This is a genomic window from Brevundimonas sp. NPDC046655 (assembly GCF_044901625.1).
Taxonomy (GTDB): Bacteria; Pseudomonadota; Alphaproteobacteria; order Caulobacterales; family Caulobacteraceae; genus Brevundimonas.
In genome coordinates this window covers 1485395-1501374 of record NZ_JBJDPV010000001.1, presented here as the reverse complement: position 1 = coordinate 1501374, position 15980 = coordinate 1485395, and the positions used below count along the sequence as shown (strand labels likewise).

The 15980-nt window shown below is 67.6% G+C and carries 18 protein-coding genes; 7 read left to right on the top strand and 11 right to left on the bottom strand.

From position 1 onward, the window contains the following. Window positions 1-7: 7 nt before the first annotated feature. The 3 genes from ACI2KI_RS07400 to ACI2KI_RS07390 are packed head-to-tail and all read right to left on the bottom strand — an operon-like array spanning window position 8 to window position 1924. Window positions 8-664, bottom strand: coding sequence for a thioredoxin domain-containing protein (locus ACI2KI_RS07400; RefSeq protein ID WP_404618789.1), 657 nt, complete (start codon window positions 662-664; stop codon window positions 8-10). Beyond that, the gene (locus ACI2KI_RS07395) at window positions 661-1266 is read right to left on the bottom strand and encodes a DsbA family protein (protein WP_404618787.1); all 606 of its coding nucleotides are present in this window, start codon (window positions 1264-1266) and stop codon (window positions 661-663) included. The genes ACI2KI_RS07400 and ACI2KI_RS07395 overlap by 4 nt, the downstream gene beginning before the upstream one ends. Before the next feature lie 25 nt (window positions 1267-1291). Beyond that, window positions 1292-1924, bottom strand: coding sequence for a DsbA family protein (locus tag ACI2KI_RS07390; RefSeq protein WP_292084413.1), 633 nt, complete (start codon window positions 1922-1924; stop codon window positions 1292-1294). 336 nt (window positions 1925-2260) lie between these two features. On the opposite strand from ACI2KI_RS07390, the gene ACI2KI_RS07385 reads away from it, so the two are divergent. Continuing rightward, window positions 2261-2716, top strand: coding sequence for an IPTL-CTERM sorting domain-containing protein (locus tag ACI2KI_RS07385; protein WP_404618785.1), 456 nt, complete (start codon window positions 2261-2263; stop codon window positions 2714-2716). Between the two features lie 106 nt (window positions 2717-2822). Here ACI2KI_RS07385 and ACI2KI_RS07380 read toward each other — a convergent pair whose 3' ends face one another. Together ACI2KI_RS07380 and ACI2KI_RS07375 are read right to left on the bottom strand one after the other, a co-directional pair. After that, window positions 2823-3281, bottom strand: a complete 459-nt coding sequence (locus ACI2KI_RS07380) for a hypothetical protein (protein ID WP_404618783.1) — start codon at window positions 3279-3281, stop codon at window positions 2823-2825. A 140-nt stretch (window positions 3282-3421) separates the two neighbouring features. Next, window positions 3422-3985: a DUF721 domain-containing protein gene (locus ACI2KI_RS07375; RefSeq protein WP_404618781.1), complete on the bottom strand. Its 564-nt coding sequence runs from the start codon at window positions 3983-3985 to the stop codon at window positions 3422-3424. A 21-nt stretch (window positions 3986-4006) separates the two neighbouring features. Between ACI2KI_RS07375 and mutY the strand changes: the two genes are divergently transcribed. Then, complete coding sequence (gene mutY / locus ACI2KI_RS07370; protein WP_404618779.1) at window positions 4007-5026, top strand: A/G-specific adenine glycosylase; 1020 nt, start codon at window positions 4007-4009, stop codon at window positions 5024-5026. Here mutY and ACI2KI_RS07365 read toward each other — a convergent pair. The 3 genes from ACI2KI_RS07365 to ACI2KI_RS07355 all read right to left on the bottom strand — a co-directional run bounded on the left by ACI2KI_RS07365 (window position 5023) and on the right by ACI2KI_RS07355 (window position 9554). Further along, the gene (locus ACI2KI_RS07365; protein ID WP_404618777.1) at window positions 5023-7170 is read right to left on the bottom strand and encodes a glycogen debranching N-terminal domain-containing protein; all 2148 of its coding nucleotides are present in this window, start codon (window positions 7168-7170) and stop codon (window positions 5023-5025) included. The genes mutY and ACI2KI_RS07365 overlap by 4 nt on opposite strands. Window positions 7171-7250: 80 nt before the next feature. Then, window positions 7251-8363 carry a glycosyltransferase family 4 protein gene (locus ACI2KI_RS07360; protein ID WP_404618775.1) on the bottom strand — a complete coding sequence of 371 codons (1113 nt, stop codon included), beginning with the start codon at window positions 8361-8363 and terminating at the stop codon, window positions 7251-7253. 111 nt (window positions 8364-8474) lie between these two features. Next, window positions 8475-9554 carry a site-specific DNA-methyltransferase gene (locus ACI2KI_RS07355; protein ID WP_404618773.1) on the bottom strand — a complete coding sequence of 360 codons (1080 nt, stop codon included), beginning with the start codon at window positions 9552-9554 and terminating at the stop codon, window positions 8475-8477. 297 nt (window positions 9555-9851) lie between these two features. Between ACI2KI_RS07355 and murC the strand changes: the two genes are divergently transcribed. Then, complete coding sequence (murC, locus tag ACI2KI_RS07350; protein ID WP_404618771.1) at window positions 9852-11297, top strand: UDP-N-acetylmuramate--L-alanine ligase; 1446 nt, start codon at window positions 9852-9854, stop codon at window positions 11295-11297. A 12-nt stretch (window positions 11298-11309) separates the two neighbouring features. Beyond that, window positions 11310-12218 carry a UDP-N-acetylmuramate dehydrogenase gene (murB, locus tag ACI2KI_RS07345; RefSeq protein WP_404618769.1) on the top strand — a complete coding sequence of 303 codons (909 nt, stop codon included), beginning with the start codon at window positions 11310-11312 and terminating at the stop codon, window positions 12216-12218. A gap of 36 nt (window positions 12219-12254) precedes the next feature. Here murB and ACI2KI_RS07340 read toward each other — a convergent pair whose 3' ends face one another. After that, entirely contained in the window at window positions 12255-13541 is a 1287-nt protein-coding gene (locus ACI2KI_RS07340; RefSeq protein ID WP_404618767.1) for a lytic murein transglycosylase, read from the bottom strand. A 367-nt stretch (window positions 13542-13908) separates the two neighbouring features. Here ACI2KI_RS07340 and ykgO point away from each other — a divergent pair, with 367 nt between their 5' ends. From ykgO to ACI2KI_RS07325, 3 genes are all read left to right on the top strand, one after another. Then, window positions 13909-14034, top strand: coding sequence for a type B 50S ribosomal protein L36 (gene ykgO, locus ACI2KI_RS07335; protein WP_006274063.1), 126 nt, complete (start codon window positions 13909-13911; stop codon window positions 14032-14034). A gap of 222 nt (window positions 14035-14256) precedes the next feature. Further along, complete coding sequence (locus tag ACI2KI_RS07330; RefSeq protein ID WP_292084400.1) at window positions 14257-14535, top strand: DUF2312 domain-containing protein; 279 nt, start codon at window positions 14257-14259, stop codon at window positions 14533-14535. Between the two features lie 188 nt (window positions 14536-14723). Beyond that, window positions 14724-15026: a hypothetical protein gene (locus tag ACI2KI_RS07325; protein ID WP_404618957.1), complete on the top strand. Its 303-nt coding sequence runs from the start codon at window positions 14724-14726 to the stop codon at window positions 15024-15026. Between the two features lie 214 nt (window positions 15027-15240). On the opposite strand, the gene ACI2KI_RS07320 is transcribed toward ACI2KI_RS07325, so the two are convergent. Together ACI2KI_RS07320 and ACI2KI_RS07315 are read right to left on the bottom strand one after the other, a co-directional pair. Continuing rightward, window positions 15241-15504 carry a hypothetical protein gene (locus ACI2KI_RS07320; protein ID WP_404618765.1) on the bottom strand — a complete coding sequence of 88 codons (264 nt, stop codon included), beginning with the start codon at window positions 15502-15504 and terminating at the stop codon, window positions 15241-15243. A gap of 107 nt (window positions 15505-15611) precedes the next feature. Beyond that, window positions 15612-15800: a hypothetical protein gene (locus ACI2KI_RS07315; RefSeq protein WP_404618763.1), complete on the bottom strand. Its 189-nt coding sequence runs from the start codon at window positions 15798-15800 to the stop codon at window positions 15612-15614. Window positions 15801-15980 lie beyond the last annotated feature (180 nt).

The window sequence follows — 15980 nt, the reverse complement described above, 5'->3', positions numbered from 1 at the left end:
CGGGGGCTTAGCGCCCCTTGAGCAGCGGGTCTATGGCTGCCGACAGGGTTTCCAGAGAATGGTCCAGGGTGCGACGGCCGTTGACGAAGAAGGTCGGGGTGCCGTCGACCCCGGCGGCCACGGCGGCCTCGATGTCGTGTTCCAGCGCCTGGCCCGTCGCGGGATCAGCCAGGCAGGCTTCGACCTGGGCCTGGGTGCGGCCGCTGACGCCGATGGCGCCCATGTACCATTGCCGGGCGTTGCCGCTGGCGAAGGCGGCGGCCTGACCGGCCATGAAGTGATGGGCCACGTCGAAGAACTTGCCGGGCGCGGCGCAGCGGCCGATGGCGGCGGCGGTGGCGGCGATCTGGGCCGGCTGGGTCGGCATGTCGCGGAACACCAGCCTGACCTTGCCGGTGTCGATATAGCGGGCCTTGAAAGTCGGCAGGACCTCGTTGGTCCAGTCGGCGCAGTGGCTGCAAGTGAATGAAGCGTACTCGATCACGGTCACCGGGGCGTCGGCGCGGCCCAGGACGCGGTCGGCGGCGGTCACGGCCGGCACGGCGGCGACGGTCGTCGTCGCGGTCGCGGCGGTGGGCGAGGCTTCGGCGGCGAAGACGGGCAGGGCCGCCAAGGTCAGGGCCGCCGTCAGGGGCAGGATGCGCCACAGGGTCTTCATGGTCATTTCGCGCTCAAAAGGGGCTCAATCCGTTGCGACAGGCCGTCCAGCGAGCGATCAGCCACGACCTCGCCGTTGATCATGAAGGTCGGGGTGCCGGTCACGCCAGCCTCCTGGGCCGCCTTGATGCGTTTCTCCATCCCCGCGACGCCGGCCGGATCGGCGACGCAGGTCTGGAACTGGGCTTCGCTCAGTCCCGCGTCGCGCGCGGTGCGCAGCAGGATGTCGCGCGGCGGTGTGCCGGAATGAAGTTCGGGCAGGGACCGCATGATCTGATCGATCACGTGGAAGTATTTGTCCTCACCCGCGCAGCGCGCCAGCAGGAAACCCGCCGCCGCCACGTCCTGCGGCGGGGTGGGGAACTCGCGGAAGACGTAACGCACCTTGCCGGTGTCCACGTACCTGGCCTTGAACTGGGGCCAGACCTGTTCGTTCCAGGCGGCGCAGCCGGAGCAGGTGACGGAGGCGTATTCGACCACCGTCACCTTGGCGCCCTCGGGCGCGCCCAGAGCCATGTCGCCCTCGACGGGGGCCGCATCCTTGCCGCTACAGGCCGTCAGCGCCAGCACGACGCTAAGGCTCGCGGCCCCGACCAGCTTCTTCAGCATGTCTACGCCCCCGCTTGGTTTGAAGTTATTTCTTGGCCAGTTCCGCGTCGATGGCTTCCGACAGGCCCGACAGGCTGCTGTCCAGAACCTTGGTGCCGTTGACGAGGAAGGTCGGCGTGCCGGTCACGCCGGCGTCGATGCCGGCCTTGATGCGGTTGCTCATCTCTTCGATGGCGGCCTTGTCGCTGATGCAGGCCTCGGTCTGTTCCTGGCTCAGGCCGGCTGCGGCGGCGGCGCGGAACAGGGTGGTGCGCGGGGCCACGCCCGCCATCCATTCCTTCTGGCTGGCCATGATGTCGTGGACGACGTCGAAATACTTGTCCGGGCCGGCGCAGCGCGCGATCAGGAAACCGGCGACGGCGATGTCCTGCGGCGGGGTCGGGAACTCGCGGAAGACGTAGCGCACCTTCTTGGTGTCCACGTATTTCGTCTTGAATTCGGGCCAGACTTCCTCGTTCCAGACGGCGCAGTGACCACAGGTGACCGAGGCGTATTCCACGACCGTGACCTTGGCGTCTTCGCCCGCGCCCATGCCCATGTCGCCCTGTGCGGCGCCGCCGGTCTTGGCGGTGCAGCCGGCGACCGTGGCCATGGCGGCCAGGGCGGCGGCGGTCAGGGCCGCGCGGCGGCTCATCGATGCGTAACGGAACGTAGCCATGGATCGTCCTTGGTCGAGAATGGTGACTCAGAAGAATGACGCGATCCGTCGGACACGCGCAATCTGCTTATTCGTCGAAACATATACGGCGACCTGGCGCCGTGTCCCTCGCGGATATCCCATCGAAGGCCTCAAAGCCAAGCGATCAACGCGCGTCAGGCCAAAAGCCGCCGGGCGTCGGTGTTTGGAATCTCCGCCAAGGCGCCGAAGGAGCCTCGCACGTCGCTGACAGGCGGCGGCCGCGACATGCCGTCGAGCGACGTTCGTTTTTGGCTGGCGGCCGGCGACAATTCACCATATCGGCGGCGCCCTGTATTTTTCTCCCGGGGATCCAATTTGTCCAAATTCTTGAAGCTGGCGTCCTGCGCCGCTGCCGCCTTCGTCTGCCTTGCGCCGGTCACCGCCAGCGCCGGCATCACCGGTGGCGGCGCCTCGTACACGCTGGACTGCTCTGACGGCCTGCAGTCGAGCCAGACTGTATCGGCGACCCAGACGACCACGGTCACGATCCAGAACTGCGCCTACTTCCTGATGACCGGTACGGGCATCTCTCCCCTGGGCAATAACCCTACGGGCGGAGCGCCCATAGTGGTCACCGTGAGCCCGGGAGCTGTGGGCCGTGTCGATGGCTACAATGCAGGGCAGCCGCCGGCTGGCGCTGATGCCCGACTGACATTCGTCGCGCCAGCGCCCGCCGCCGTCCCGACGATGAGCGAATGGGCCATGATCCTGTTCGCGATCGCCATGGCCGGTGCAGCGGCGATCATGATCCAGAAGCGCCGCACGGCCTGAGTCCAGCCGTCTGGTGAAACTGAACCCCGCTCGAAAGGGCGGGGTTTTTGCTGTCATGCGTCGAATGCGGAAGCGACGAAGGTCCGCAATGGGTGGGAAGCGGTCATCATTCCATGGCGGCGGGAACTTGGAAGAACGTCAACTCATAGTCGATGCTGTCCAAGCCCGGTTCGTCGTTGAAATGCACTTCAAACGCCCGCTCGGGGTAATCGGCGGCGAGTTTCTGCTGATATATCGCCTTTAGGACACGGCCGAGGTGACGAAGCTGAGCTTCTGAAGCAGGCACCCCATAGTGGATATCTGCTATGTGAATGTGATTGATGACGGCTTCGATCCCTTTGCGATCGCCCCCGCGCTTTTCCCACTCTCGCAGATTGGCTTCCGTCGATCCTTGCCGAAGAACGTAGTCATCGATCACGACAAACTCAGGCCAGAATAGGAGGCTGTAGCCGACGGCAAGGTCGTAGTTGCCGTTCATCGCTATCCAACTCTCCAGATCGATCCCCCGGCCATTGTTCCAGAGTTTCGCATCTGGGATGAGGTCGCTTTCGCTAACCATCGCCATTCTCCCTTTTGTAGGGATACCTTAGCCGGAGCGCCTGAAGGTCCGCTACGGGTCGAAAGCGGACAATCGCTTGGCGCTGAGAATGTGACGTTCAGAACAGGCAGTCGCCAAAACCCAACGGCTCTTGTCATGAAGGCTGATCAGCTGCGCCCGTTTTCCGGCGGCTGGGACAGGACGGCGCGACCCAGCTTGCGCAGGGCGGCTTTCAGGCTGTCGGGGGCGTCCTCGACAGAGTTGGCCAACTCGGCTTCGACCGAGGCGGGCAGGGGCGGCAGCACCGCCTTGCCGCGCGCTCGGGGCTTGGCGCCGGCGACGGGCAGGGGCTTCACGGGTCCCTGGGCGATGCGCAGTTTCTCAACCGATCCGGCGCCGAGGAAGAGGTTCACGCGCTGGATGATGTCCTCGGACTGGTGCTGCACCAGCAAGGCGGCGGGGCCGGCCACGCGCAGTTCCAGGGTGCCGCCCGCGCCGCCGCGACCCTTGGTCAGCTTCTGCGGGCGGGTGACGCGGGCCAGACGTTCGCCGACGATCTCGACCCAGCGCGGCTCCAGGGCGCCTGCGCCGCGCCCGAACTGGGCGTCCAGCTTCTTGATCAGCGGGGCCAGCGACCGACCCGCCGGGGGCGGCGGGCGCAGTTGCGGCCGCGTCCGGCGCCTCGCCAGGATTTCGCGGGCTTCGCTTTCGGTGGGCAGAGGACGACGCATTCGTCCTATATAGCTCGGCCCATGCCCGACGTCTCTTCCCTCCGCGCCGCCCTGCTTGACTGGTACGACGCCCATGCGCGCAGCCTGCCGTGGCGCGCGCCGCCGGGGACGAAGACGCGCACGGACCCTTACCGCGTCTGGCTGTCCGAGGTCATGCTGCAGCAGACGACGGTGCCGCACGCCGCCCCCTATTTCGAGCGCTTCACGACGCGCTGGCCGACCGTCAGTGATCTGGCTGCGGTCGAGGATTCCGACCTGATGGCCGCCTGGGCCGGGCTGGGCTACTATGCCCGCGCCCGCAACCTGCTGGCCTGCGCCCGCGCCGTGGCCCACGATCACGGCGGCGTTTTTCCCGATCAGGAGGCGGCGCTGCTGGCCCTGCCGGGGGTAGGCGCCTATACCGCCGCCGCCGTGGCCGCCATCGCCTTTGACCGGCCCGCCAACGTCGTAGACGGCAATGTCGAGCGGGTCATGAGCCGCCTGTTTGCGGTTGAGACGCCTCTGCCCGCCGCCCGGCCCGAGTTGAAGCGCCTGGCGGCCCTGTTCGTCAGCGACGACCGCCCCGGCGACTGGCCCCAGGCCCTGATGGACCTTGGTTCGGGCGTCTGTCGGCCCAAGTCGCCGTCGTGTGAGCTCTGTCCACTGGCCTTCGGCTGCGAGGGGCTGAAGACCGGCGACCCGGCGCGCTATCCGCTGAAAACCAAGAAGGCCGAGCGCCCGCATCGTCTTGGTCACGCCTTCGTCCTGCGCGACGCGGCGGGGCGGATCGGCTTGGTCCGGCGGCCGGACAAGGGCCTGCTCGGCGGCATGGTCGGCTTGCCGACCTCCGACTGGAGCGCCGCGCCCGCCTTTGATCCGCCCGCCGCCGCCGACTGGGCCCAGGCCGGGGCCGTCGAGCACGTCTTCACCCACTTCAGCCTGACCCTGACCGTTCACGTCGGCGCAGGCGAGGGGGACTTCGTCTGGACCCCTGCGGACGACGCCCTGGCGGCCCTGCCGACCGTGTTCCGCAAGGCGCTGGAGCGCGGCCTGGCGGCCTAGCCGGTCACCCGCAGATTGACGATGCCGCTGCGTTCGCGCGGCATGACCACCACCTGTCCGTCCAGCCGCTGGAAGTGCAGGTCGATGACCCCGTCGCCGACCCTGAGCCGCGTCACCGACAGCCGATCCACCCCGGGCGGCAGGGTTGGGTCGGCGATCTCGACCAGTTGCTCGGGCGCGTCGATCGACAGGCCCAGCGCCGCCTGCAGCATCAGGAAGACCGAACCCGCCGCCCAGGCCTGCGGCAGGCAGGCGACCGGATAGGCGATGGGAGGCTCGCCCGTCTCGCGGATGAAGCCGCAGAAAAGCTCGGGCAGACGCAGCTGGAAATGGGCCGCCGCGCCATAGATCTCGCCCAGCAGCATGGCCACCGCGCGCCGTTCGCCGTAGCGGGCCATGCCCGCCGCCGCCATGGCCGTGTCATGCGGCCAGACCGAGCCGTTGTGATAGCTCATCGGATTGAAGCGGGCCTGCCCCTTGGCCAGGGTCCGCAGGCCCCAGCCGGAACGGAACTCGGCCGTCAGCATCCTTCGCGTCACCAGACGGGCGCGCTCGGGCGAGGGCAGGCCGCTGAACAGCAGGTGCCCGGCGTTGGAGCCGACGGCCTGCATCTGCTTGCCGTCTCCATCGAGCGCCACGGCGTAGAACTGCTGATCCTCCATCCAGAACCTGTCCTCGACCAGGGAGCGCACCGCCGCAGCCCGCGCCTGCCACCGGCTGGCTCGCTCGTCGCCCATCTGCCCGCCCATCTCGGCCATGGCGGTCCAGGCGGCGAAGGCGTAGCCCTGCACCTCCAGCAGGGCGACCGGGCCCTTGGGAAAGCGGCCGTCGCTGTCGAAGATGGAGTCCTCGCTGTCCTTCCAGCCCTGATTGGACAGGCCGGTCTCGGCGGCGCGGGCGTAGTCGATCAGGCCGTCGCCGTTGCTGTCGCCGTAGTCGCTCATCCAGCCCGCCGCCGCGATCAGGTTGGGCCACAGGTTACGGATGGTCTCCACGTCGCCGGTGCGTTTGGCGTATGCCCCCGCCAGGGCGATGAACAGGCAGGTGGTGTCGACCCCGCCGTAGTAGAGGCCGAAGGGCACCTCGCCGAGGACGCTCATCTCGCCGCCGCGCGTCTCGTGCATGATCTTGCCGGGGGCGGAGTCCTTGAAGGCGTCCACCTCGGTCGCCTGACGCGAGGCCAGATAGGTCAGCACCCCGCGCGCCAGACTGGGGTCCACCCACAGCATCTGCCAGGCGGTGATGATGCCGTCGCGACCGAACGGGGTCGAGAACCACGGCACCCCGGCATAGGGATAGGGGCCGGTCGGCAGGTCGGTGGTCAGCAGGGCGACATCGGTGCGCGACTGGGTCAGCCAGTCGTTGATGCGCGGATCGCGTGGCGCGGCCACCCCGGCGCCGCGCCGCATCCTTCGACGCATGGCCAGCCGGGCCTGGATGGAGTTCCAGCGCCAGCGCTCCTGATCCGGGGCGTCGCAGACGTCGATGCCGCATTCGATATAGAGGTCCAGCCGCTTGCCCTTGGGCAGGCTGAACATGAACTCCGCCCGGTTGGCGCCGAGGCGCGCGGGCGGTTCGGAAAAGGCCAGACAGCTGGTCCGGGTCACGCCGTCCAACCCGGTGTAGCCGAAGGTGACGCGCCGTCCGTCCATGATCGGGGCGTGGACCTCGCCGCGCCTCAGGCGGGGCGTGCCGCGCACCTGGAAGATGTCGGCGAAGTCGGCCCCGAACTCGAACGACAGAGGCAGCAGGATGTCCTCGACGCCGTGGTTGACCATCCGGACCCGCTCGAACAGGCGCTTGTCCCAGAGGAAGCGTCGCCGCTCCAGATGCAGCACGCCCGCCGGGGCCGAGCGTCCCCCCATCGGCGGCAGGGGGCGGTTGGTCGAATGGCAGGTGAAGAAGACATTGTCCTCGGTCACGCCGGAGCTGAGCCGCGACGGCCGCGCCCGCCCCACCGTCAGGACGAAATGCGACAGAAGCCGCGTGTCCCGGTCGAACAGGCCGTCGGCGCCGCTTTTGACGTCGCCCCAGTGGTCCGCCACCAGAAAGGTGTCGGCGTCCTTCAGCGCCATCAGGGTCTCCAGGCCGTCCTGATCGCTGTGGTCGGCGGCCGTGGTCTGGACCGAATAGGCGTCGTCCATCGTCTGCCTCGCTGCTGCGCGAAAGTCGCTCAGGCGTCCCTCAGGGAAATGGCCGAAGCGGTGAAGGGTTCAGCCGGAACTCAGCCTATGGCGGCGAAGCTGCGATCCTCGTTGGCGACCCGCGACGTCCGGCCGCCGTCCAGAACATGGGCCGCGAACGGACGGCGGGCCAGCAGGTCGCCGTAGACGTCGAGGTAACGCCTCGCCATGGCCGTGGCCGAGAAGCGCAGGTCGAAGCGCGCACGGATCGCCTCGCGGTCCAGCCGGTGCGCCTGTCCGGCGGCGACCACGGCCTGATCCATGGTGTCGACCAGAAAGCCGGTGGCGCCGTCCTCGATGATCTCGGGCGTTGAGCCACAGCGGAAGGCCACGACGGGCGTGCCGCAGGCCAGGGCCTCGATCATCACCAGACCGAAGGGCTCGGGCCAGTCGATGGGAAACAGCAGGGCCTCGGCCCCGCCGAGGAAGGCCGACTTCCGGTCGTCGCCGATCTCGCCGACGAACTCGATCAGGGGATTGCCCTCGACCAGAGGCCGGATGACCGTCTCCCAATAGGTCTTGTCCGCCGCATCCACCTTGGCCGCCATCTTCAGCGGCTTGTCCAGACGCGTGGCGATCTCGATGGCGCGGTCGGGGCGTTTCTCGGGCGAGATGCGGCCGAGGAAGGCGAGGTAGCCCTGCGACTTCGGCGAGAAGCGATAGAGGTCGCCGGGCATGCCGTGATGCACCGTCGCCTTCCAGTTGGCGACGGGCAGAGGGCGGCGCTGATCGTCTGAGATGGAGACCAGGCCGAACTGCGGCCAGCGCTCATAGACCTCCGGCAGGTCCTTCAGGTCCAGCCGCCCGTGCAGGGTGGTCACCGTCTTGTCGGCCAATCCCTGAAAGAAGGGGAAGTGCGCCATGTCGGTATGAAAATGGATCACGTCGAAGTCGTCGGCCCGGTCCAGCACCTCGGCCAGCATGGTCATGTGGGCGGCCATGTCGGATTTCAGCGGCTCGGGGTCCAGTCGGATGGCCTGATCGCGCACCGGGATCAGCCGGGCCCGCGTCTCGGCCTCGGCGCTGGCGAACAGGGTGACCTCGTGGCCCAGTTCCACCAGGGCGTCGGTCAGGTGGGCCACGACCCGCTCGGTGCCGCCGTAAAGGCCCGGCGGCACCGCCTCATAGAGGGGCGTGACCTGGGCAATTTTCATCGACCGACTCCCGCGCCCCCGCTGGCGCACTGGAATCGTCAACACGGGTCAACGACCGGGGTTCCAGCTTGGCTGAAACGATAGTCGCAAGCCTTACAGTGGCTTTGCGGCCTACTGCATCCCGGCGCGGATCTCGGCGCGCAGGGCGTCGATGGGGCGCAGGCCCGTGTCGGTCTTGAAGCGCCAGTAGGTCCAGCCGTTGCACGCGGGGGCGTTTTCCAGCAGGGCGCCCAGCTTGTGAATCGAGCCGGTCATGGAGCCGGACACCAGCGAACCGTCGGCGCGCACGCGGGCCTCATGGTCGCCCTTGGGGCAGTAGAGCTTGTCGCCGGGGGCCAGCAGCCCCGCCTCCACCAGGGCGCCGAACGGCACCTTGGGCTCGGCCTTCTTGGAGCCGGTCACGACCAGGTCCTCGGGCGCGGCGGGGATCACCGCCTTGATGCGCTTCTCGGCCAGCTTGGCGTAGGTCTCGTCGCGTTCGATGCCGATGAAGTGGCGGCCCAGGCGCTTGGCCGCGGCGCCCGTCGTGCCGGTGCCGAAGAAGGGATCCAGCACCACGTCGCCGACGCGGCTGGCCGACAGCAACACGCGGTGCAGCAGGGCCTCGGGCTTCTGGGTCGGGTGGGCCTTGTCGCCGTTGTCGTCCTTCAGACGCTCGTTGCCGGTGCACAGGGCCAGCGTCCAGTCCGAGCGCATCTGGGTGTCTTCGTTGAAGGCCTTAAGCGCGTCGTAGTTGAAGGTGTAGCGCTTCTGCTCGCGCGACTTGGCGGCCCAGATCAGGGTCTCGTGGGCGTTGGTGAAGCGCGTGCCCTTGAAGTTCGGCATCGGGTTCGATTTGCGCCAGATGATGTCGTTCAGAACCCAGAAACCCAGGTCCTGCATCGCCGAACCGAGCCGGAAGATGTTGTGATAGCTGCCGATGACCCAGAGGCTGCCCTCGTCCTTCAGCACGCGGCGGCACTCGGTCAGCCAGGCGCGGGTGAAGGCGTCATAGGCGGCGAAGCTGTCGAACTTGTCCCAGTCGTCGTCGACCGCATCGACCTTGGAATTGTCGGGACGCAGCAGATCCCCGCCCAGCTGCAGATTATAGGGCGGGTCGGCGAAGACCATGTCCACCGACTTGTCCGGCAGGCCCTTCAGCACCTCGATGCAGTCGCCACGCAGGATGACGTCGGTCTTCAACTCGGACATGGAAAAGCGGCCCCGGACAGATGAGGGGCTTATGGTGAATCCTTACGGTTAAGGCGGAGTAACCAAACTTAAGATCCCGACAGATCGAGAGAATCCTTCGCCCCGGCTCGCCACCCCAAACCCCGCTCATCCCGGCGAAGGCCGGGATCCAGATTGTAAGGCGCACCGGTCGCCCGAGCTGACGCAGTCGCGCCACAGGAGGAACGCGCCCAGTCATATGATCTGGGTCCCGGCCTTCGCCGGGATGAGCGACGAAGAGTGGTGCACAATCGACCGTGCCTGAGCTATGACGCGCAAATGATCGCACGCCTTCGCCCCGTTCCGTTCGCCCTCGGGCCTGTCCACTTCGTCGGCATCGGCGGCATCGGCATGAGCGGCATCGCCGAGATCATGCTGAAGATCGGCTATCAGGTATCCGGCTCGGACGCCAAGGCCAGCGCCAACACCGAGCGGCTCGAGAAGCTGGGCGCCCGTATCTACATCGGCCACGACGCCGCCCACGTGACTGAGGGCGTCTCGGCGGTGGTCTATTCCACGGCGGTCAAGGCGACGAACCCGGAACTGGTCGTGGCGCGCGAACGCCGCATTCCCCTGGTGCGCCGCGCCGAGATGCTGGCCGAGCTGATGCGTCTGCAATTCTCGGTCGGCGTCGGCGGCACCCACGGCAAGACGACGACGACCTCCATGGTCGCGGCCCTGCTGGACGCGGGCTCGCTGGACCCCACGGTGGTCAACGGCGGCATCATCAACGCCTATGGCACCAACGCCAAGGTGGGCGAGGGCGACTGGATCGTGGTCGAGGCCGACGAGAGCGACGGCTCCTTCCTGCGCCTGAAGTGCACGGTCGCGGTCATCACCAATATCGACCCGGAACACCTGGATCACTACGGCGATTTCGACGCGGTCAAGAAGGCCTTCTGCGACTTCATCGAGGACATTCCCTTCTACGGTTTCGGCGTGGTCTGCCTGGACCATCCCGAGGTGCAGAAGCTGGCGGCCCAGATCGATAACCGTCGTCTGGTCACCTACGGCCTGAATCCCCAGGCCATGGTCCGCGCCGAGAACGTGCAGATGTCGCCCGACGGTTCGCGCTTCGACGTGGTCGTTCAGGGCCAGGGTCTGGCCGCGCTGGACGAGCCGACCCGGATCGAGGGCCTCTATCTGCCGATGGCCGGCTGGCACAATGTCTCCAATTCCCTGGCCGCCATCGCCGTGGCGCGTGAGCTGGGCGTGGACGACGACTCCATCCGTCAGGGCCTGGCCGGCTTCGGCGGGGTCAAGCGCCGCTTCACCACCACGGGCGTGGTCGGCGGCGTGCGCGTCATTGACGACTACGGCCACCACCCGGTCGAGATCGCCGCCGTGCTCAAGGCCGCCCGTCAGGTGGTCCAGTCGGCCGACAACCCCGGCCGCGTCATCGCCGTGGTTCAGCCGCACCGCTACACCCGCCTGCGCGATCTGATGGAGGACTTCTCCACCTGCTTCGCCGACGCCGACAGCGTTCTGGTCGCCGACGTCTATCCGGCGGGCGAGCAGCCGATTGAAGGCGTCGACAAGCACGCCCTGGCCGACGGCATCCGCCGCTACGGCCACCGCAATGTCGCCGCTCTGGAAAATGCCGCCGTCCTGCCGCGCGTCATCAAGGACGAGGCGAAGCCGGGCGATCTGGTCGTCCTGCTGGGCGCCGGTGACATCACCAGCTGGGCCTACGCCCTGCCGGCGCAACTCGAAGCCCTCGGCTGAGCGGACACAGACATGGCCTGGACTGACAACCTCCCGACGGTGCGTGGCAAGCTGCTGCTGAACGAGCCGCTGGGGCCCTACACCTGGTTCCGTGTGGGCGGGGCGGCGGACGCCCTGTTCATCCCGGCGGACGCCGAGGATCTGGCTGACTTCCTCAAGGCCCTGCCCGAAACCGTGCCCGTCACCATCATCGGCGTCGGCTCCAACCTGATCGTCCGCGACGGCGGGGTCGAGGGCGTGGTGATCCGTCTGGCGGGCCGGGCCTTCGCCGCCATCACGACCGACGGCGAGACCATTTCGGCGGGCGCGGGCGCGCTGGACTCGATGGTGGCCAAGGCCTCGGCCAAGGCGGGCATCGCCGGACTGGAGTTCTACGCGGGCATCCCGGGCACCATCGGCGGCGCCCTGACCATGAACGCGGGATGCTATGGCTCGGAGACGAAGGACGTTCTGGTCTCGGCCTGGGGGCTGACCCGTCAGGGCGAGCGGATCGAACTGGCCCTGGCCGACTTCGGCTACACCTACCGCCACTCCAGCGCCCCGGCGGGCGTCATCTGGATGGAGGCCACCTATCGCGGGACGCTCGATGCGCCGGACGCCGTCGCCGCTCGCATCAACGAGATCACCAGCCGCCGCGAGACCACCCAGCCGATACGCGAAAAGACCGGCGGTTCGACCTTCAAGAACCCCGAAGGTCATTCCTCGTGGAAGCTGGTCGACGAGGCCGGTTGGCGCGGCAAGCTGCACGCCGAAACCGGCGGCGGGGCCAAGTTCAGCGAGCTGCACTCCAACTTCATGATCAACCCGGGCGAGGCCACCGCTGCCGACATCGAAGGTCTCGGCGAGGCGGTCCGCGCCGACGTCCTGAAGAAGACCGGCGTCCAGCTGGACTGGGAAATCAAGCGCATCGGCCGGAAGTAGGGCGACGTCCTTACCCTGCCCGGGTTGTGAGGCGGGCTACCGCGCCCGCCGGATCAGCTCGTCCGCCAGCACGTCGGTCAGATAGCCGTCCGCTGTCCGTCCGTTGGCCTGCTGCCAGCGGCGCAGGGCGGCGCGGGTGTTCGATCCGATGACGCCGTCGACGCCCTGGGTGTCGAAGCCCATCTTCGTCAGGGCCGTCTGGGCGCCGACGCGTTGTTCGCGGGTCAGGGGGCCGTCGTTGGGCCAGGTCGCGGTCAGGGGCGGCTTGCCCTGCACCCCGTCGGCGATCAGGCCGATGGCCAGGGCATAGCTGACCGAGTTGTTGTACCGTCGGATCACATAGTGGTTGGGCAGGGCCAGGAAGACCGGCCCCTTGGCGCCCTGCGGCAGCAGGATGGTCGCGCCCTCGGCCGCCTCGGCGGCGTTCAGCGTCGCGCCGTTGGCCAGACGCACGCCGCGCGCCGACCAGAAGGCCCAGTCGTGCTTGGGCCCCTCGGCCTGGCTGTAGTCGAAGCCGGCGGGCAGGGTGACTTCATAGGCCCAGCCCTGACCGCGCTTCCATCCGGCCTGGGCCAGCAGGTTGGCGGCCGAGGCCAGGGCGTCGGCGTCCGAGCCCCAGATGTCGACCTTGCCGTCGCCGTTCTGATCGACGCCCAGCTTCAGATAGCTGTCGGGCATGAACTGGGTCTGACCCATGGCCCCCGCCCAGCTGCCCTTCAGGCCGCCGCGGGCGCGCTTGCCGTCCACGACGATGTCGAGGGCGTTCTTCAGCTGGTCTTCGGCCCAGGCGCGGCGGCGGCCGTCATAGGCCAGGGTCGCCAGCGAGCGAATCACGTCGAAGTCTCCCTGGACCTGGCCGAAGGCACTCTCCTGCGCCCAGACGCCCAGCAGGATCTCGGTCGGCACGCCGTATCTCTGGGTCACCTCCCAGGGCACGCGATCGACGCGCTGGCGGGCCATGGCGATTCGGGCAGGGGCGGTGGCGCTCTGGATATAGGCGCCGGCGGGGCGCGAGAACTCGGGCTGGTTGCGGTCCAGCCGGATGACGCTGGCGTTAGGCGTGACGCCGTTCAGCTCGCGCGAATACTCCCACTTCCGCGCGCCGCCGAGGCGGTCGAGGAAGCTCTGCTTCCAGGACTCGAAGCTGGCCTGATCATAGGCGTCCGACAGGTCGACGGCGGCGGGCGGTGGTGGCGGCGCGGGCGTTGCGGGCGCGGGCTCCACGACGGCGGGCGGTGCGGGCTGCGGTTGAGGCGGCGTCGGCACCATGGGCGCGCAGGCCGCTACGGAACCAACAAGCAGGAGACGATAGGCGATACGCATGACCACAGGCTAACGCCCCCGAATTCCACGACCAATCACAAGCGCGCGAAGCCAAAAGGGGTTTCCGTGAAAAGGGTTAAGTCGCCGCTAACCCTTTGCGAAAGTCGCGCCTTAACGAACTGCGTTTTACATTTCAGCTCCCTTGGACACGGCCTGGTGGCGGAGGGGCGACGCGCCGGACGTGCATGTCCGGAGACCCTCCGTTCAACTCGGAGGCCAGGCCTCCAACGGAATCCCCGCGCGGAATGTTGACGAAAGGCCGGGGCCTCTCTATACGCACCGCTCCGCCGCAAGGTCCTGCTCGCAGGGTTTCGCGCATTTGTTTTTGACCGCCCTCACGGGCCTCCAATCTTCGGGACGTCCGACCATGAAGGTCCGCAGCTCGCTCAAGTCGCTCAAGGGTCGCCACCGCGACTGCAAGATCGTTCGCCGCAAGGGCGTGGTCTATGTGATCAACAAGACCGACCCGCGCTTCAAGGCCAAGCAAGGCTAAGAACCGCGCCGGCGCCTGAAACGGCGCCGCGGTTACGATATTCAAAGGCTGCGGGCTTCGCCTGCAGCCTTTTTCGTGTCCGACATTCAGGCTTCGGAATCGGGCGCGATTCGCGCCTGAGGCCCCTTCGGGCGATTCCCTTCTTGCCCTCGCGCCCCCCGGTCTGCTTGAGAGTGGTCTCAAGGTCGCCCGCCGGCCAATTCAAGTTTCGGAGCTTTCCTCATGGCCGACGACGCCCCCGCCTTTGACGCCGCCTCGGACGTCCTGACCGCCACGGCCCAGGGCCGTCTGCGCTCGATCATCGAACGCCTGGAGCGCCTCGAAGAGGACAAGCAGGCCGTCATGGTCGACATGAAGGAGGTCTTCGCCGAGGCCAAGGGCGAGGGCTACGACGTCAAGACGCTGCGCAAGGTCATCCGCATCCGTAAGCAGGACAAGGCCAAGCGCCAGGAGGAAGAGGCGATTCTGGACCTCTACCTGTCGGCTCTCGGCGAGGTCTGAGGGAGGCGGGCCTGAAGCGCACGCCCTTCAAGCCCCCCAGCGACCGCCCTTCACGCTCCAGCAGCCTGAAGGGCGGCGACGCGTCCAGGCTGCGGTCGAGCGGCTTCAAGAACAGTCCGAAGGACGGTAGCGCCCTCAAGACGCGCTCAAGTAGTCCGAAGGACGGTAGCGCCCCAAGAAAGAAGACGCTGCTGAGCCCTTGGGAACAGCGGCGTGAAGCGGCGAAGCGCTCGGCGCTCAACGCCCTGAAACGCGCCCGCCGCTCGGCCGAGAAGGCGGGCGTTTCGCTGTCCGAATGGGAGGGCGAGTTCCTCGATTCTGTCGGCGAGCGAATCGAAACCCACGGCCGCGCCTTCGCCGACCCCGATAAGGGCGCTCCGGGGCAGGCCTTTTCGACCATGCAGACCCGCAAGCTCAAGGAAATCACCGCCAAGGCCAAAGGCGAGGAAACCCGCCCCTGGATGCGCAAGGTGAAGAAGGCGGAGGAATAAGGAACCGCTCTCGCCGCCCCCTTCCGTCATTCCGGGGCGCGCAGCGAACCCGGAGCCTAGCCTTTACCCTCAGTGCCGGAGTCTTTTATGCGGCCCACAGGTTTCTTCGGCGCTTCCGCTGAACGGTAGCTTCCCACCCGTTGCGGACATTCGACCCCGCCGCTTTCGACGCTCAGGCCTCTCAAGGGGCAGGCACTGGGTTTGGGCTGAAAGCCTAGGCGTCGCCGCCTGTCCGGGTTCGCTCGACCGTCGTGGTGGTTTCGCCATTGGGCCGGGTGGTCGTCGTCGTGGTTGTCGTGGCGGTTCGCTCCCACAGGGTGCAGTCCATCGACGAGCCGCCGCCGGGTTGCGAGGTGATCCGGCATTGGGCCTTGGCGGCGTCCGCTGACCGCACCGCCTCCGCCGGACCGGCGGCGCAGGCGGACAGGGTCAGCCCGGTCGCCAGCACGGCGGCCGTAATGGCGCAAGACTTCAGCATGGCGAAGCTCCTCACCACTCCCGTTCTCGCCAGTTTGTCTGAAGGACTGCGCTGCGCAAGAGCCTGCCGTTCTTGCATCCTGCCCTGTCTTGAGCAGAAGCGGCCGCCTACACTCTCACGTCAAAATGGCGCGGTTCGCCGTCGCGCCGTTCGCGGGCGGCGTCGTGCAGGGTGTCGGCCAGGTCGAGCAGGTGGTGACGGCGCAGGCGGGGAATGATCTCCAGCAGTTGCAGCCGCAGGGTTTCCGCCTCGGCGTCGGTCAGGGGAGCCGGCCGGCGGAGCGATCTGACGGGCATGGCGATCCTCCTTTCGGGAGGGGTCTTGAGGGCGCTGAAATCACCTTGGCGAAACGGACATTTCGCCTGTCCGGTTCCCAATCGGCCCTTGCCGAGCGGAAAATCTGAACAAACTCGGCGGTAAAGGCTTGGGTATGCAGCGCGCGGCCCTAGATAGGGGCCGGAAGAATCAAAACCGCC

Coding starts and splice junctions, on each gene's coding strand:
- ACI2KI_RS07400 (WP_404618789.1), bottom strand. CDS start 664: ATGACCATGAAGACCCTGTGGCGCATCCTGCCCCTGACGGCGGCCCTG.
- ACI2KI_RS07395 (WP_404618787.1), bottom strand. CDS start 1,266: ATGCTGAAGAAGCTGGTCGGGGCCGCGAGCCTTAGCGTCGTGCTGGCG.
- ACI2KI_RS07390 (WP_292084413.1), bottom strand. CDS start 1,924: ATGGCTACGTTCCGTTACGCATCGATGAGCCGCCGCGCGGCCCTGACC.
- ACI2KI_RS07380 (WP_404618783.1), bottom strand. CDS start 3,281: ATGGCGATGGTTAGCGAAAGCGACCTCATCCCAGATGCGAAACTCTGG.
- ACI2KI_RS07375 (WP_404618781.1), bottom strand. CDS start 3,985: ATGCGTCGTCCTCTGCCCACCGAAAGCGAAGCCCGCGAAATCCTGGCG.
- mutY (WP_404618779.1), top strand. CDS start 4,007: ATGCCCGACGTCTCTTCCCTCCGCGCCGCCCTGCTTGACTGGTACGAC.
- ACI2KI_RS07365 (WP_404618777.1), bottom strand. CDS start 7,170: ATGGACGACGCCTATTCGGTCCAGACCACGGCCGCCGACCACAGCGAT.
- ACI2KI_RS07360 (WP_404618775.1), bottom strand. CDS start 8,363: ATGAAAATTGCCCAGGTCACGCCCCTCTATGAGGCGGTGCCGCCGGGC.
- ACI2KI_RS07355 (WP_404618773.1), bottom strand. CDS start 9,554: ATGTCCGAGTTGAAGACCGACGTCATCCTGCGTGGCGACTGCATCGAG.
- murC (WP_404618771.1), top strand. CDS start 9,852: ATGATCGCACGCCTTCGCCCCGTTCCGTTCGCCCTCGGGCCTGTCCAC.
- murB (WP_404618769.1), top strand. CDS start 11,310: ATGGCCTGGACTGACAACCTCCCGACGGTGCGTGGCAAGCTGCTGCTG.
- ACI2KI_RS07340 (WP_404618767.1), bottom strand. CDS start 13,541: ATGCGTATCGCCTATCGTCTCCTGCTTGTTGGTTCCGTAGCGGCCTGC.
- ykgO (WP_006274063.1), top strand. CDS start 13,909: ATGAAGGTCCGCAGCTCGCTCAAGTCGCTCAAGGGTCGCCACCGCGAC.
- ACI2KI_RS07330 (WP_292084400.1), top strand. CDS start 14,257: ATGGCCGACGACGCCCCCGCCTTTGACGCCGCCTCGGACGTCCTGACC.
- ACI2KI_RS07320 (WP_404618765.1), bottom strand. CDS start 15,504: ATGCTGAAGTCTTGCGCCATTACGGCCGCCGTGCTGGCGACCGGGCTG.
- ACI2KI_RS07315 (WP_404618763.1), bottom strand. CDS start 15,800: ATGCCCGTCAGATCGCTCCGCCGGCCGGCTCCCCTGACCGACGCCGAG.